The organism is Amantichitinum ursilacus (assembly GCF_001294205.1).
GTDB classification, from domain to species: domain Bacteria; phylum Pseudomonadota; class Gammaproteobacteria; order Burkholderiales; family Chitinibacteraceae; genus Amantichitinum; species Amantichitinum ursilacus.
In genome coordinates, this window is sequence record NZ_LAQT01000010.1 from 130070 (window position 1) to 144649 (window position 14580).

General features: G+C 60.7%; 17 protein-coding genes and 1 riboswitch. Of the genes, 5 read left to right on the top strand and 12 right to left on the bottom strand.

Features of this window, described 5'->3' with window-relative positions:
* Nucleotides 1–21 precede the first annotated feature (21 nt).
* The 8 genes from queE to ruvB form a co-directional block, all read right to left on the bottom strand.
* On the bottom strand, nucleotides 22–693 hold the full coding sequence (gene queE, locus WG78_RS13615) for a 7-carboxy-7-deazaguanine synthase QueE (protein WP_152969199.1): 672 nt from the start codon (nucleotides 691–693) through the stop codon (nucleotides 22–24).
* A gap of 149 nt (nucleotides 694–842) precedes the next feature.
* Nucleotides 843–1565 (bottom strand): YbgF trimerization domain-containing protein, encoded by a 723-nt coding sequence (locus tag WG78_RS13620; protein WP_053938380.1) that lies wholly within the window; start codon nucleotides 1563–1565, stop codon nucleotides 843–845.
* A 156-nt stretch (nucleotides 1566–1721) separates the two neighbouring features.
* Nucleotides 1722–2240, bottom strand: a complete 519-nt coding sequence (gene pal / locus WG78_RS13625; RefSeq protein WP_236692041.1) for a peptidoglycan-associated lipoprotein Pal — start codon at nucleotides 2238–2240, stop codon at nucleotides 1722–1724.
* Nucleotides 2241–2366: 126 nt separating this feature from the next.
* On the bottom strand, nucleotides 2367–3638 hold the full coding sequence (gene tolB, locus WG78_RS13630) for a Tol-Pal system beta propeller repeat protein TolB (RefSeq protein WP_053938381.1): 1272 nt from the start codon (nucleotides 3636–3638) through the stop codon (nucleotides 2367–2369).
* A 95-nt stretch (nucleotides 3639–3733) separates the two neighbouring features.
* Nucleotides 3734–4588, bottom strand: coding sequence for a cell envelope integrity protein TolA (gene tolA / locus WG78_RS13635; protein ID WP_053938382.1), 855 nt, complete (start codon nucleotides 4586–4588; stop codon nucleotides 3734–3736).
* Nucleotides 4588–5001: a protein TolR gene (tolR, locus tag WG78_RS13640; RefSeq protein WP_053938383.1), complete on the bottom strand. Its 414-nt coding sequence runs from the start codon at nucleotides 4999–5001 to the stop codon at nucleotides 4588–4590. The genes tolA and tolR overlap by 1 nt, the downstream gene beginning before the upstream one ends.
* Before the next feature lie 12 nt (nucleotides 5002–5013).
* Nucleotides 5014–5691, bottom strand: coding sequence for a protein TolQ (tolQ, locus tag WG78_RS13645; protein WP_053938384.1), 678 nt, complete (start codon nucleotides 5689–5691; stop codon nucleotides 5014–5016).
* Between the two features lie 101 nt (nucleotides 5692–5792).
* Entirely contained in the window at nucleotides 5793–6839 is a 1047-nt protein-coding gene (ruvB, locus tag WG78_RS13650) for a Holliday junction branch migration DNA helicase RuvB (protein WP_053938385.1), read from the bottom strand.
* Nucleotides 6840–6903: 64 nt separating this feature from the next.
* Nucleotides 6904–7095, top strand: a riboswitch (FMN riboswitch).
* Between the two features lie 126 nt (nucleotides 7096–7221).
* On the opposite strand from ruvB, the gene ribB reads away from it, so the two are divergent.
* Nucleotides 7222–7875 (top strand): 3,4-dihydroxy-2-butanone-4-phosphate synthase, encoded by a 654-nt coding sequence (ribB, locus tag WG78_RS13655; protein WP_053938386.1) that lies wholly within the window; start codon nucleotides 7222–7224, stop codon nucleotides 7873–7875.
* Between the two features lie 316 nt (nucleotides 7876–8191).
* Here the strand turns inward: ribB and ruvA are convergent, their stop codons facing one another.
* The 3 genes from ruvA to WG78_RS13670 form a co-directional block, all read right to left on the bottom strand.
* Nucleotides 8192–8785, bottom strand: coding sequence for a Holliday junction branch migration protein RuvA (gene ruvA, locus WG78_RS13660; protein WP_053938387.1), 594 nt, complete (start codon nucleotides 8783–8785; stop codon nucleotides 8192–8194).
* A gap of 86 nt (nucleotides 8786–8871) precedes the next feature.
* Nucleotides 8872–9393 carry a crossover junction endodeoxyribonuclease RuvC gene (ruvC, locus tag WG78_RS13665; RefSeq protein WP_053938388.1) on the bottom strand — a complete coding sequence of 174 codons (522 nt, stop codon included), beginning with the start codon at nucleotides 9391–9393 and terminating at the stop codon, nucleotides 8872–8874.
* Nucleotides 9393–10256 carry an energy transducer TonB family protein gene (locus tag WG78_RS13670; RefSeq protein ID WP_161805119.1) on the bottom strand — a complete coding sequence of 288 codons (864 nt, stop codon included), beginning with the start codon at nucleotides 10254–10256 and terminating at the stop codon, nucleotides 9393–9395. Before WG78_RS13670 ends, ruvC begins: the two co-directional genes overlap by 1 nt.
* 166 nt (nucleotides 10257–10422) lie before the next feature.
* On the opposite strand from WG78_RS13670, the gene WG78_RS13675 reads away from it, so the two are divergent.
* The 4 genes from WG78_RS13675 (at nucleotide 10423) to WG78_RS13690 (ending at nucleotide 13977) form a co-directional block, all read left to right on the top strand.
* Nucleotides 10423–10737 (top strand): c-type cytochrome, encoded by a 315-nt coding sequence (locus WG78_RS13675; RefSeq protein WP_053938390.1) that lies wholly within the window; start codon nucleotides 10423–10425, stop codon nucleotides 10735–10737.
* Nucleotides 10738–10934: 197 nt separating this feature from the next.
* On the top strand, nucleotides 10935–11351 hold the full coding sequence (gene dksA / locus WG78_RS13680; protein ID WP_053938391.1) for an RNA polymerase-binding protein DksA: 417 nt from the start codon (nucleotides 10935–10937) through the stop codon (nucleotides 11349–11351).
* 285 nt (nucleotides 11352–11636) lie between these two features.
* Nucleotides 11637–12707 carry a 3-deoxy-7-phosphoheptulonate synthase AroG gene (gene aroG, locus WG78_RS13685; RefSeq protein WP_053938392.1) on the top strand — a complete coding sequence of 357 codons (1071 nt, stop codon included), beginning with the start codon at nucleotides 11637–11639 and terminating at the stop codon, nucleotides 12705–12707.
* A 178-nt stretch (nucleotides 12708–12885) separates the two neighbouring features.
* On the top strand, nucleotides 12886–13977 hold the full coding sequence (locus WG78_RS13690; protein ID WP_083459098.1) for an FUSC family protein: 1092 nt from the start codon (nucleotides 12886–12888) through the stop codon (nucleotides 13975–13977).
* 11 nt (nucleotides 13978–13988) lie between these two features.
* Here WG78_RS13690 and WG78_RS13695 read toward each other — a convergent pair whose 3' ends face one another.
* Nucleotides 13989–14477 carry an E3 binding domain-containing protein gene (locus WG78_RS13695; RefSeq protein WP_053938394.1) on the bottom strand — a complete coding sequence of 163 codons (489 nt, stop codon included), beginning with the start codon at nucleotides 14475–14477 and terminating at the stop codon, nucleotides 13989–13991.
* Nucleotides 14478–14580: the final 103 nt, after the last annotated feature.

A 14580-nucleotide genomic window follows, 5' to 3' on the forward strand; every position in this document is an offset into this window, starting at 1 on the left:
ATGCGGCCAGCCCTTCGCGCGTTACACGCCGGGTCGGTCGCCCCAGAGAATCTTGTGCAACTGCACCTGCATGCGCACCGGCAGCTTGTCCTGGATAACCCAGTCGGCCAGATCGGTCGGCTTGAGGGTTTCCCACACCGGGCTGAACAGCACGGGCGCTTTTGCGGCCAGCTGACGTGTTTGTAGCAGGTCACGCGCCCACTCGTAATCAGCGCGGTCTACCAGCACAAATTTGATTTCGTCACCGGGCTTGATGACGTCCAGGTTTTCCCAGCGCATCTTGTCCAGTTCGCCCGAGCCCGGCGTTTTGATATCCACAATGCGCGATACGCGCGCGTCGACATCATCAATGGCTAACGCGCCACTGGTTTCCAGGCTGACGTCGTAACCGGCGTCGCACAAGGCGCGCAACAGCGCCAGGCTGTGCTTTTGCGCCAACGGTTCGCCACCGGTCACGCACACCGTGCGCGCGCCATAGCTGGCCACTTGTTCGAGGATGGCGTCAAAGCTCAGAGTCTGGCCGCCATGAAAGGCATACGCGCTGTCGCAATAGCCACAGCGCAGCGGACAGCCCGTCAGGCGCACAAACACCGTGGGCAAGCCCATGCGGCTGGTTTCGCCTTGCAGTGAGAAGAAAATCTCGGTGATCCGTACCGATGGCGGTAACGGGGTCTGGGTCATGATCGTCGTCATGAGGTAGAGGCTCCTTGCCGGAAACACAGTCCAGCGGAAATGCGGCATGCAGCCAAGGGGCTGCATGCGGGGTTTTCCAGTCGGTGATACCCGACGGAAATAAAAAACGGCGCCGGCCAGCGGCGCCGCGAGCATTGCGTTTTACCCGATCAGTTGGTGCTCAGCAACGCTTTCTTGGCGATGGCGGCTTTATCCGACTGCGGATACTTTTCAACCAGTTGCAACAGATAGGCGCGTGCGCCCTTCTTGTCGCCTTGCGCATTGGCGGCCACGGCGCTGCCATACAGGGCGTCAGCCGCCACCGGGTCGTTCGGGGCCTTGCTTAACACCGCACTGTAGGCGGCTTGCGCGCCTTTGTAATTCTTCAGCCCGGTCTGGCTGACGCCCAACCAGTAATACGCGGTCGGCGTTTGCGCGGCATCCGGGTTGGCGTTGATAAATTGCGTCAGCGCGGCCACGGCGTCTTTGTGCTTGCCGTTTTTGCTAAGCGCAATTGCGCTATCCAGCGACTGCTGCGCGCTGGCCTGTTCGGCATTGTGCGCGTCCACCTTGGCTTGTTCCATGGCGCGCAGGCGGTTATCCAGATCGACGTACAGGTCTTTCTGGCGCTTGGTGGCTTCGTCCAGGTTGTATTGCAGCGTTTCGTTCTGACCGCGCAGCGTCGCGATGTCCTGCTTGAGCTGTTCGATCTGGTTAACCAGGTTCAGGATGCGCGCATTGCCGGCTTCTAGCGTGTCGATGCGTTGGCCTTGCGCCTGGATCTGTGCGCCTTGATCAGCAATCTGTTTGCGGGCGTCATCGTCAGAAAACAGCCCGGCATGGGCGGCCTGAGTGGCGAAGGCGAGCGCCAGGAGAGCAACTATTCGTTTCATTTCTCACCGGTCTGCAGTTAAAAACAGCGTTGTAGCTGGCCAGCCGCCAGCCCAACGCTGCACGATAGGCACTTTTGCGATACCGGGCAAGCGGCGCGGCCACCGGGAAGACGGTGACCGCAACGCACTGCCAGCCAGAAGCCCGAAGGCCCGGGCTTATTCGCCTTGATAGACGATTTCGGTACGACGGTTACGCGACCATGCTTCTTCGGTATCACCCGGTTCAGCCGGCTTTTCTTTACCAAAGCTGACCGTTTCGATCTGGCTGTCCGGCACGCCCAGCGCGCTCATCAGTTTCTTGACGGCTTCGGCACGCTTCTGACCCAGCGAGATGTTGTATTCAGCGGTACCGCGCGAATCGGTATTGCCTTGCAGGATGACCTTGGCATCCTTGTGCGCCAGCAGGTACTTGGCGTGGGCTTGCACCAGCTCGTTGTACTTGTCGTTGACGACATACGAGTCATAGTCAAAGTACACGCGGCGTTGCGACAGGATGTTGTTCGGGTCGGTCAGCTCGCTGTAGCCGGGCTTGTTCTGGCCTTGGGTCAGATCAACCGTAGCGGGTGCGGTATTGGTGTTGTCCGTTGCAGCAGCCGGAGCTGGTGCAGTGGTCACCGGAGCCGGTTTCGGGTTGCTGGCACACGCAGCCAGCAGGGCAGCGAGCAGAGCGCTCATGGCAATTTTTTTCATCTTGATTTCTCCAAAGGTGCAATAGCAGTTGGCGGCAATGACGTCGCCCTCAACAACAGCCGGAACCATCGCCGGCCGCGTTACCGCCAGCCCGCGACAACCAACATCCGGTTACTTCAGCAGCGGCCCCCATGCCGGCTGCCGGACATCACCCGTTTGCGCTTTCAGGCGCACTTTGACCCGACCATCGCTGGATACCGCGGCCAGCGCGCCGCGGCCACCGGCTTGAGTTTCGTACAGCACCATGCGGCCATTGGGTGCAAACGTGGGTGAATCGTCGCGGTTGCTGTCGGTCAGGACTTGTACCTGGCGCGTGGCCATGTCCATCACAGCAACGTGGAAACCGCTGGTCTGGGTAATGAACACCAGGGTTTTGCCATCGGGGCTCAGCTTGCCGGAGGCGTTGTAACCGCCCTGGAAAGTCAGGCGTTCGGCATTGCCGCCACTGGCGGACATGCGATAGATCTGCGGGCTACCGCCGCGATCGGAGGTAAAGATGATGTTGCCATCGGGTGCGTAAAACGGCTCGGTGTTGATATCGCCGCTGCTGCTGATGCGTTGCGAACCGCCACCACCGCCGGACGGCACGAGGAATATTTGCGATCCGCTTTCACGCGTTAACGTGACCGCCAGCTTGCTGCCATCGGTAGACCAGGCCGGGGCCGAGTTGCTGCCTTTAAAACTGGCGGCTTCCCAACGCCGACCACCGATCAGATCCTGCACATAGACGATGGGCTTTTGCTTTTCGAACGACACGTAGGCCAGCTTGCCGCCATCGGGCGACCACTTGGGCGACATGATGGGCTGGTTGGACACCAGGATGGCCTGCGCGCCATAACCGTCGGCGTCGGCCACTTGCAGTTCATAGCGCTTGCCGGTTTTAACCACATACGCAATGCGCGAATTGAACATGCCCGAAATGCCAGCCACCTTTTGCAGGATCATGTCGGCAATCTTGTGCGCCACACGGCGCGTACTGGCCACCGGAACGGTTTCTTCATACGAAATCAGCGAGGAGCGCGTGGCGGCATCCAGCAACCAGACGCGCACGGTCACTTGATTGCCATTGGGCGTCACCTTGCCGATCAGGATGGTCTGCGCGCCTTTGGCGGTGACGGCCGGAAAGCTGACCTGTTCGGGCTGGTAGGGCACCGGCGACAGATCGCCCCCGTTGATGACCTTGAACAAACCACTGCGCGCCAGATCGTCATGAATGACGGGCGTCACCGGCTGGGTTTGCTGTACTTCGTTCTGGAACGGGGCGATGGCAATCGGATACTGGTTGGCGCCCACGCCCACCACATCGAACGAAATATCGGCATGGGCCGCCGCGCTGGCGACCAGCAGGGCGGATGCGAGTAAACGGGTAAAGCGTGACAACACAGGCCGTTCTCCTTGTTATGGTTGGTGTTACCTGACGGGCTGGACCCGTTCTCATCTGTTCTGTGCCCGCGCGCCGAACCGGCAAGCCGTGCGGCTTACTGGTCCTTAAGGCGGAACGTCGGTGTCAGCGTGCGCCAATCACCGGTAAACGGTGCGTTGCCCGGACGCGGCGGCAGTCGGTCCAGACCCATGATGGCGCGTTTGACCGCGTCGGCGTACGCGGCATCGCCGCTGGATTTCAGTACTTCTACATTCTGGATACTGCCATCGGGCAGTACCGTAATCCTGACCTGCACCGACGGGTTGCCTGCGTCATCCGAATACACCACGCGTGAGCGCAGCAACGACTTCAGCCCGTCGATATAACCGCCCGTGCCCCCTGCGCCACCCTTGCCTGGGCCAACGCCATTGTTGGCCACCGCATCGGGGTTAACGCCTTTGCCACCGGCTTTGCCGTTGGGTTTGCTCTCGGCCGTCAACGAGTTGGTCGACAGCAGCGAATCAAACTCGCTGGTCTTTTTGACGGGCGTCGGCTTGGGCGCTTTGGTCGGCTCCGGCTTCGGCGGCCTGGTCGGTTCCGCTTTGGGCGCTGGCGTCGGTTTGGGCGTCGGAGTCGGCTTGGGCGTCGGAGTCGGCTTGGGCGTCGGGCGGGGCGTAGGCACCACCTTCACTTTTTCCGTCTGGATATCCGGCTTGGGCTCGACTTTGGCCTCGACCTCGGGCGCGACCTTCTCCTTGACCACTTTAGGCGGATCTGGTTCCACGGCTTTTTCGGCCGGCGGCGGGCCACCCCACAATTCCACCTGCACGGGCTCGGACTTGTGCGTTTGCCAGTTCACCGAAATCAACAGAAACACCACAAACAAAACGTGTACGCCCAGCGCCAGCGATAACGAGACCACCGGGTGTTCTTCTTGCGGGCGCGCGGGGCGTTGGTCAGCTGCCACCATCAGTGCGTATTCACCTTCAGACCCACGCGGGCAATGCCGGCTTGCTTGAGCACGTCCATGGCGTTGACCACGGCCTCATAGCGCACGGCCTTGTCGGCGGCAATCACCACAGGGCGATCGGCGGCCGCGCCCAGATGGCTTTTGACCAGCTCGGCCAGGCCTTTCACGTCGGGTGTGGATTCGGTATTGCCCTTATCGTTGATCTTGATCGCGCCATCAGCGGCGATTTCCACAAAGACGGGCTGGGCATCCACTTGTTTGTCGGCTTTGCCCACGGAGGGCAAATTAACCACGCCGGTTTGCATCATCGGCGTGGTCACCATAAAGATCACCAGCAGCACCAGCATCACGTCGATATACGGCACGACGTTGATCGCATTCATGGCGCGACGGGGACGGCGGCTTCTAGCCATGCTCGCTTCCTTTTACTTGGCGGCCTGGCGCTGCAGGATGTTGGAGAACTCTTCGATAAAGCTCTCGAAACGATTGGCCAGCTGGTCCACGTCGTGCGCAAAACTGTTGTAGGCCACCACGGCCGGGATGGCAGCAAACAGGCCGATGGCGGTGGCGACCAGCGCCTCGGCAATGCCGGGTGCCACATTCGCCAGCGTGGCCTGACCTACATTGGCCAGCCCGCTAAACGCATGCATGATGCCCCACACCGTGCCAAACAGACCCACATACGGGCTGACCGAACCGGCGGAAGCCAGAAACGAATTGTGCTTGTCCAGATAGTCCAGCTCGCGCTGCAGGCTGGCGCGCATGGCGCGGCGCGTGCCTTCCATTACGTCGGACAATTCCATGCCGCCTTTCTGGCGCAATTTCAGGAATTCAGAAAAGCCCGCCACAAAAATGCGTTCCTGGCCGTTCGGGGTGCCGCGCCGCACTTGTTCGTACAGTGCGTTCAGATCGGAGCCACTCCAGAAGCGGTCTTCAAATTCATTGGTGTGTTTGCGCGTGCTGCTGATGACGAAAAACTTGCTGAAAATGCGCCACCAGCTCAGCAGCGACACCACCACCAGAATCGCCATCACCCCCTGTACCACAGGGCTGGCATGTGCAATCAAAGACAGAATCGACAGATCTTCTGAACCCACTTCCACGGTTGAATCCCTTCCTGATCGGCAAGATCAAATAATTATGCGTTGGCTTACAATCTTAGTTGCCGCGCCGCCATCATTGTTTAAAAAAATGCCCCACGACGTCAGTCATTGGCGCTATTTGTCGGCGGGTTTAGTCCGAAATGCTGATATGCCGACAAAGTGGCCATGCGCCCGCGCGGTGTGCGCTGCAGTAGACCTTGCTGGATCAGATACGGTTCCAGCACATCTTCAATCGTGTCAGATGCCTCGCCTATCGCCGCCGCCACGTTATCCAGCCCCACCGGGCCGCCGCCAAATTTGGTGATCACGGCCTCAAGCAGTTTACGGTCCATCACGTCCAGCCCGATATGATCCACGTCCAGCATCAGCAAGGCGGCATCGGCCACTTCGGCGGTCACGCGGCCGTCGGCTTTGACTTCGGCGTAATCGCGCACCCGGCGCAGCAAGCGGTTGGCAATGCGTGGCGTACCGCGCGAGCGCCGTGCAATCTCAAACGCGCCAGCTGCATCCATGTTGACTTCCATCAGTCCGGCCGAGCGCTCGACAATGCGCGTCAGCTCTTCGGCGGTGTAAAACTCCAGCCGCGCCACAATGCCAAAGCGATCACGCAGCGGATTGGTGAGCATGCCCGCACGCGTGGTGGCGCCCACCAGCGTAAACGGTGGCAAATCAAGCTTGACCGAGCGCGCCGCCGGGCCTTCGCCGATCATGATGTCGAGCTGGAAATCTTCGAGTGCGGGGTAGAGGATTTCTTCCACCACCGGCGACAGGCGATGGATTTCATCGATAAACAGCACATCGTGCGGTTCGAGGTTGGTAAGCAATGCCGCCAGATCGCCGGCGCGTTCCAGCACCGGCCCGCTGGTCTGGCGCAGATTAACGCCCAGTTCGCGCGAGATAATGTGCGCCAGCGTGGTCTTGCCCAGGCCCGGTGGCCCAAACAGCAGCACGTGGTCCAGCGCTTCGCCGCGCTTTTTGGCGGCTTCGATAAAGATCTCGAGCTGGCCACGCGCCTTTTTCTGGCCAACGTATTCATCCAGCAGCTTGGGGCGCAGTGCGCGTTCGAGCTGTTCTTCCTGCTGCGACAGGTTCTTGGCGGTAATCAACCGCTCGGGCGGCGCGGCAGAAAGGGCGTCTGTTTCAATCATGAGAGTCTTCCGATAACGGCGCAGTCGCGTGTAGACTGACCAGCCCGGCTATTGTAGCCGGATGGTACGTCTTCAGGGCGGGGTGGAATTCCCCACCGGCGGTAGGGTTGCGCTATCTGGCAACCAAGCCCGCGAGCGCCTGGCGTTACGGATATTGATATCCCCACGCCAGGGTCAGCAGATCCGGTGACACCGATGCGCAATGCAACGGTTATTCCGGAGCCGACGGTTAGAGTCCGGATGAAAGAAGATCAGTACGCAGGCCAGCCGCCCGCGCGCAGCGTGGACCATTGTGTCCGCACGCTGCACGCGGGCGCGGCCTGCTTGGTATTCAGCCCTGAAACGTTTTTCGCCGTGGGTTTATTTGCGAGGACGTTTCTTTATGTCTGCAGTGTGTTCCGAAGTCACTTCTCATGATCGCCAGCAGATTGCTGCCGCGATTTCCGCCTTGGCCGCTGGCTGCCCCGTGCTGTTGCTCGACGACGATGATCGCGAAAACGAAGCCGATCTGATCATCGCAGCCGAGCACATCGATATCGCCACGATGGCGCTGATGATTCGCGAAGGCAGCGGCATCGTCTGCCTGTGCCTGACCGATGCCGCTGCGGATCGGCTGGCCCTGCCGCCGATGGTGCCAAGCAACGGCAGCCGCTATCAGACCGCGTTTACCGTCAGTATCGAAGCGGCGCACGGCACCACCACCGGCGTGAGTGCCAGCGACCGCGTGACTACCATCCATGCGGCCACGCGGGCGGGCGCCCGGCCCGAAGATCTGATCCGGCCGGGGCATGTGTTTCCGCTGCGGGCACGCGCAGGTGGCGTGCTGGAACGGCGCGGGCATACCGAGGGATCGATTGATCTGGCGCTGCTGGCCGGGCTGCAACCGGCAGCGGTGCTATGCGAAGTGATGAATGCCGACGGCACGATGCTGCGGGGCGTGCAGATTGATGCGTTTGCCGCCGAGCACAATCTGCCGATCGTGACGATTGCTGCGCTGGCGCGCTATCGCATGGCGATGGAAACCGCCGTGGCGTAATGAGGCCAGGGGTGGGTAGGGCTGGCGTGCCGAATGCCAGCCCGCCCGTGCACGCCATCGCCATCCGCGGTGATATTGCATGCAGCTTTGAATGGTGGGTCTTGACCCACCGTATGCTGGCGAAGCAAACGCTGGCGCTGCGGCATACGGTGGGACCCTGCAAAGCCGCAAGACCAAAACGCAGTCGCTGGCGTGCTAGTCGTTGGCGTGGTAGTCGTTGGCGTGCTAGTCGTTGGCGTTCTAGTCGTTGGCGTTCTAGTCGAGGGCTTTCGGCGGTGGGACTCGACGTCGCGCCCAAGCCTGCGCCCCGATATTGCTAAGCGCGGGCGAGTTGTTTCAGCGCCAGCTTGATGCCCTGCGACACATCAATATCCGCCGCCATATCTTTCATCGCATGCGCGGCTTCTTTTTCGTTGTAACCCAGCGCCAGCAAGGCGTGCAGCACATCGCCACGGCCGCCGGTGACTTCGGGCGCGGCCAGTTTCAGCCCACCGGTGGCGGCCGGCATGCTGCCGATCTTGCCTTTCAGCTCCAGCACCAGGCGCTCGGCCGTCTTTTTGCCGATGCCGGGCACGCGCGCCAGGCGGGCGGTGTCTTCTGTGGCGATGGCTACCGCCAGCTCATCGGCTTGCAAGCCCGACAGGATGGCCAGCGCAATCTTTGCGCCAATGCCAGTGATCTTGATCAAGGCGCGGAACAGGTCACGCTCGGTGCGGGTAGCAAAGCCGTACAGCAGTTGAGCGTCTTCGCGCACCACCATGTGGGTAAACAGGCTGACGGCGTCGCCCACATGCGGCAGTACATAGATGGTGCTCATCGGCGCATCGACTTCATAGCCAACGCCAGCCACATTAATCACCAGTTGCGGCGGTTGTTTTTCCAGCAGTTTGCCGGTGAGGTGTCCAATCATGAGGGTGTCCGCAAGGTCTTGAAGTGAGCGCCCGATTATACCGGGCGTTGGGTCGATCAGAGGGTTGGGGCGAGAGGGCCAGCTGATCAGGTCAGGCGGCCGCGGCGAATTTTAAGCCCGCCGCCCAGTTGCTTGAGCGCGCTGCCGGCATGGTTGGCGTGGGTCAGCGCCACCGCCAGCGCATCGGCGGCGTCGGCCTGCGGCAAGCCATTGAGCCGCAACAACCGCTGCACCATATGCTGCACTTGTTCTTTATCGGCATGGCCATTGCCCACCACCGCCTGTTTAACCTGCAAGGCCGTGTATTCCGAGATCGGCAATTGCGCGATGACCAATGCCGAAATCACCGCGCCGCGCGCCTGGCCCAGCAACAATGTGGATTGCGGATTGACGTTCACAAACACTTGTTCGACCGCAGCCACGGTGGGTTGATAGGCTGCGACGACTTCGGCAATGCCTTTTAACAGGCTTTCGATACGCTGGGGCAGTGTGCCGCCCACGGGCGTGCGAATACAGCCCGAGGCGACGTAATGGCGATGTTGTCCATCGATATCCAGCACGCCAAACCCGGTTACACGCGAGCCCGGATCAATGCCCAGCACGCGCATTATTGCGGGCCCGACGGCACCAGCAGCTCGCTGTTGCGGGTAAAGGTCCACACGCGCGGCACAATCAATACAGTGACGGGGTTGCCGGCCGCATCCACCAGATTTTTGGGCAGCGGCGCAAACGGTGCGCTGCGATGCACCAGCGCCACGGCCGCTTCGTCCAGCGCGCGGCTACCCGAGCTTTTATCGACGGTAACGCTGCGCAGGGTGCCATCACGGTTCACTTCCACCGTCAGCGTTAGCTGGCCATATAACTTGTTGCCGTGCGCATCAACCGGGTACAGCGCGGTGCCCAGGCGCTCCACCTTGTGGCGCCATTGGTCTTCCCAACCAGCGGTCTGGCTTTTGATGGCGGGCACGCCGATCGACGCTTTACGCGGCCGTTGCTGATATTGATTGAATTCGCGCTCGATCTTGCCGGCCAGGCCGTTTACGTCTTTCAGTTGCGGCGTCTGTTTTTGCGCGTCCTGACCATTGGACTGTTGCGTTTGCTGCGACTGTGCCGGATTATCCAGCGCGCTGACCTGATTGTGTGTTTGCTTGATCTGCGACATCAGCTGCGCCTGGTTTTGCTCCAGTTCGCGCGCTTCTTTAAGGATCTGCTGCAGCTCGGTATCGGTTTTATCTTCCTTTACCGGGAGCGGGCTGGCAGCTTGTTGATTGGCATCGGTATTGCCGCCAGCATCCAGATTGACCTGAGCGCGCACTTTGGCCTTGGTGGGCGCGGTGGCGGTGGCTTTGTTAACCAGCTCAACCTGTAGGAATTGACTGGACAGCGCCGGGTCTGGCTGCGGACTTACAATGCGGATGCCCAGGATGGTGGCGGCATGAACGAGCGCGGACGCGACAAGAGCTGTCGTCATGAAACGTTGCGCGCGATCCATTCCCTGCATATCCGTGAGTGTGAGCATCGGCGGAGTGTAGCATAGCGACCAGTCTGAATAGCGCGGGCCGCCCGGCGCTGCGTTTTGCAAGCCTGACCGGCATTGTTAATATGCGCGACGGCCTTATATTGAGGAAGACCTGAAAATGCGAGCCTGTACGTTGTTGATCGCGACCGTGTTGTTATCCGCTGGCGCAAGCGCCCAAGCGGCTGAAGACGGCGCCAAGATCGCGGCCAAATACAACTGCCTGGCATGCCACGCGGTGGATCACAAAATTGTTGGCCCCGCCTATCGGGATGTGGCCAACAAATATCGGGGTCAACCCGGTATCGAAGCAAAGCTGATGAAGAAGGTAAAAGAAGGCGGTGGCGGTACATGGGGCACCATCTCCATGCCCGCGCAGGTCATCGGTGACGATGATCTGCGCACCATCGTCAAATGGGTGTTGGCGCAGAAATAAGCGCCAGCGTTTGGGATAGCCGGTTTTGATGACTTTTTGATGAAGACCGCGCACCCGAAGAACTGGAATTGGCTGTTATTGCATTGGGCAGGCGAGTTGATTAAGCTCCATGCCCATTTGGCGGCCACAGCAACTTGTAAGCAAATCGGCCTGCAAGTCTGCCGCTGTGACGCCCGGTTCTGAGAAGCGAGACGACAATGGCCAAACTGACGGAACAAGACATCCTCGCCTGGCACGGGCCGGAAGAGGATTACATGAATGCCGATCATCTGCAGTTCTTCCGTGAACTGTTGCTGAAAATGAAGACTGAGCTGCTGGCCAACGCCAACCAGACCAGCCAGCATTTGCAGGAACAGGAAGCCACGCCAGATCCTGCTGATCGCGCAACGCTGGAAGAAGAATACGCGCTGGAACTGCGCACCCGCGATCGTGAACGCAAACTGCTGCTTAAAATCGATTCGACGCTGCGCAAGCTCGACGACGGTTCTTACGGCTATTGCGAAGACACCGGCGAACCCATCGGCCTGGCGCGTTTGATGGCGCGTCCGACCGCATCGCTGTCGCTGGAGGCGCAAGAGCGTCGCGAGCGACTGAAACGCCAGTACGCGGACTGAGTCCGTACGCTGCAACGCCTGCCGCCCCGGTTGCGGCGGGCGTTTTGCGCCTTGTCGTTCGACAAGCGCATGCTGGCCACGGCCGGCCTCCTACCTCTCCGGGCGCATGGCTTTACGCTGCGACCGTCTGTTTTAAACATTTGTCTGGCATGCACCGCAACGGGGCCACGCGCACCGCATGCGTTCACGCTCTTGTCCGCAATCTACGCGCACGTTACTCTAGCGGTTCCCCCTTATTCATTTTGCGGTGCAACATATGCGCCGCGGCTGCCGCCCAGGACCGTTATGCAATACCAGACCGACGACGTGCGTATTCGTGAAATCAAGGAATTACTGCCGCCAGTAGCCATTCTGGAAAAGTATCCTGTCACCGAAACGGCATCGGCCACTACCTTTGAATCGCGCCAGGCCATCCACAACATGCTGCGCGACGCGGATGATCGCCTGCTGGTCATCATCGGCCCCTGTTCTATTCACGACCCGAAAGCGGCGCTGGAATATGGCCGTAAAATCAAGGTGTTGCGTGAGCAGTACAAAGACACGCTCGAAATCGTGATGCGCGTGTATTTTGAAAAGCCGCGGACGACGGTGGGCTGGAAAGGTCTGATCAACGACCCCTTCCTGAACGGCAGCTTTAATATCAACGAAGGCCTGCGCATCGCGCGCAAGTTGCTGCTGGATCTGAACGACAGCGGCATGCCCACGGCGGGCGAATTCCTCGACATGATCACGCCGCAATACGTGGCTGACTTGATGAGCTGGGGCGCGATTGGCGCACGTACCACTGAATCGCAAGTCCACCGCGAACTGGCTTCGGGCATTTCGTGCCCGGTCGGCTTCAAGAACGGTACCGATGGCAATCTCAAGATCGCCATCGACGCCATACGCGCCGCCTCGGTGCCGCATCACTTTCTGTCGGTGACCAAGATGGGCCATTCCGCCATCGTGTCCACCGGCGGCAACCCGGACTGCCACATCATCCTGCGTGGCGGCAAAGAGCCCAACTACGACGCGCTGCATGTGCAAGCCGCGATGAAAGACCTGAGCGACGCCGGCCTCGAACCCAAGCTGATGGTCGATTTCAGCCATGCCAACAGCCGCAAGGACTATCGCCGCCAGATTGAAGTCTCGGGCGAAGTCAGCGCGCAAATTGCGGAAGGCAACAAGGCCATCTTTGGTGTGATGATCGAAAGCCATCTGGTGGCCGGTCGCCAGGATCAGGTTGAGGGCCAGGAACTGTGCTACGGCCAGTCGATTACCGATGGTTGTATCGGCTGGGATGACTCGGAAGCCGTGCTGCAGCAATTGTCCGACGCCGTGGCGCAACGCCGCGCGCTGGGGCAGGTGGGCCGCTAAGCGCTTGCCTGATCGCCACTGCGCGTGTCGGTCAGAATAAAGACGCCCTTCGGGGCGTTTTTTTATGTCCGGGCCGTAAGTGCATAAAGCGCCGACACAGAAAGCCTGAACCGCCTGACCTGGACGCGGACGAAGCATGGTGTAACCTTCAATCCATGTTCTGCTAAACGGTCCCCTGATGCCTTTACTGCCCATGCACCTGCTGGCGCTTAATCGAGACCCCACTTTGCCGTGGCGGCAAGGCGTCTCGTCGGGGATTTCAGTGGCGGTGCCCGCGTTGATCGGGCTGGCGCAAAACGAACCCGTCGGGGCTTTGCTGGGGGCGATCGGCGGCCTGTATGCCAGCTTGCTGGATTATGGCGGCACCGCGCGCCACCGACTGGCCACGCAATCGTTCGGGCTGTGCGTGATTGTGGGCAGCGGCGCGCTCGGGCTATGGCTGGGGCCGCATCATGTGATGATGTTTTTGCTGCTGGGCTTGCTCACCTTTTGCATCGGCTGGATCGATGGCCTGGGTGTGGCCATGGAAAACATCTTCCGCTTTGCCGCGCTGGCGCTGGTGCTGTACGCGTATATTCCCGCGCCACCGGGCGCCGCGTTTCTTTATCTGGTGATCGGCATCTGCATCGGCGTCGCCACGATCCTGATTGACGACCGGCTATATCCGCGCGCCGCCATGCCGCGGCAACACAACGGCCTGCGCAACGGTTTTCGCCTGGTACTGGCGGGCCACAGCGCAGGCGTGTGGCATGCGGTGGGCTTTTGTTTTACCTCGTGTGTCGCGCTGTGGCTGGCGCAGCATCTGCATTACGCGCGCCCGGCCTGGGTGATTGCGGTGGTGCTGTTTGTTACGCGACCCGATGGCATCGATAGCCTGACGCGGCTGTTTCGCAGCGTGTTTGGCGCTTTGGTGGGCGTCGGCCTGGCGTGGGCGGTGACGCGTTTAACGCCGCATACCTGGGCGCTGTATATGTGGGCGGTGCTGTTTGCCACGCTGCGGCCGATGGCGATGGTGCGTAATTTCTGGATTCACTACGCGCTGATGACCGCGATGCTGATGGTGCTGTTTGATATCTTGCTGCTGCCCGAGGGCCGTGGCGCGGAAGTCTCGATCTTGTGGATCCGGCTGCACGGCGTGCTATTGGGCTCGGGCATTGCACTGATCGGCATGGTGATCTTCAACCCACAAGCGCGCGGCTACTTTATCGATGAGATGCGGCAAAGCCCGATGCACCGCTGGCTGGCGCGCTCGCGCATCCGGCAAGACTAGCGCATGCGGCGCTAGCGGCGGGCGTGCAGCAAATCGCGTACATGGCGCTCCACGTCGGGCGCTTCAATCTCGCCGCGCGCGCCGTGGCCCGCGACGGCGCTTAGATCCACCCCCAGCCGCGCCGCCAGTTGCGCGGCCGCCAGACTGACCACCAGATAGCCGCTGCGCGCCACGTGCGGATCGGAGAGCAAGGGCGGCTCGTCATCGCCCTCCACGACGGGCGGCGGCAGAATCTCCAGCCATTCGCCGTCTTCTTCTTCCACTTCCATCATCAGTAGCAAGCCTGATGACTCGACTGCATCGCCAATCTCGACCACAAAGCGGTCGACCAGGCCCGCGCCCGGCGCGCGGATTTCGATGCGCTGGCCATCCAGCAGCAGCGTCAGCAGCAATGCTTCGGCCAGCACCAGGCTGCCTGGCGTGGCATGCAGTTGCTGTACCGTGCCCGTGCCGGCAAATTCGGGAGCGCAAATCAGGTGAGTGGTCGTTTCTAGAGTCATGAACTGGATAGCGGCTGGCGGGTCAGCAAATCAATATCAACGCAAAGCGCTTTGATATGTACCAATATTCGCAATAGCTGGCGCCGTTAAGATAGCGCCGTTT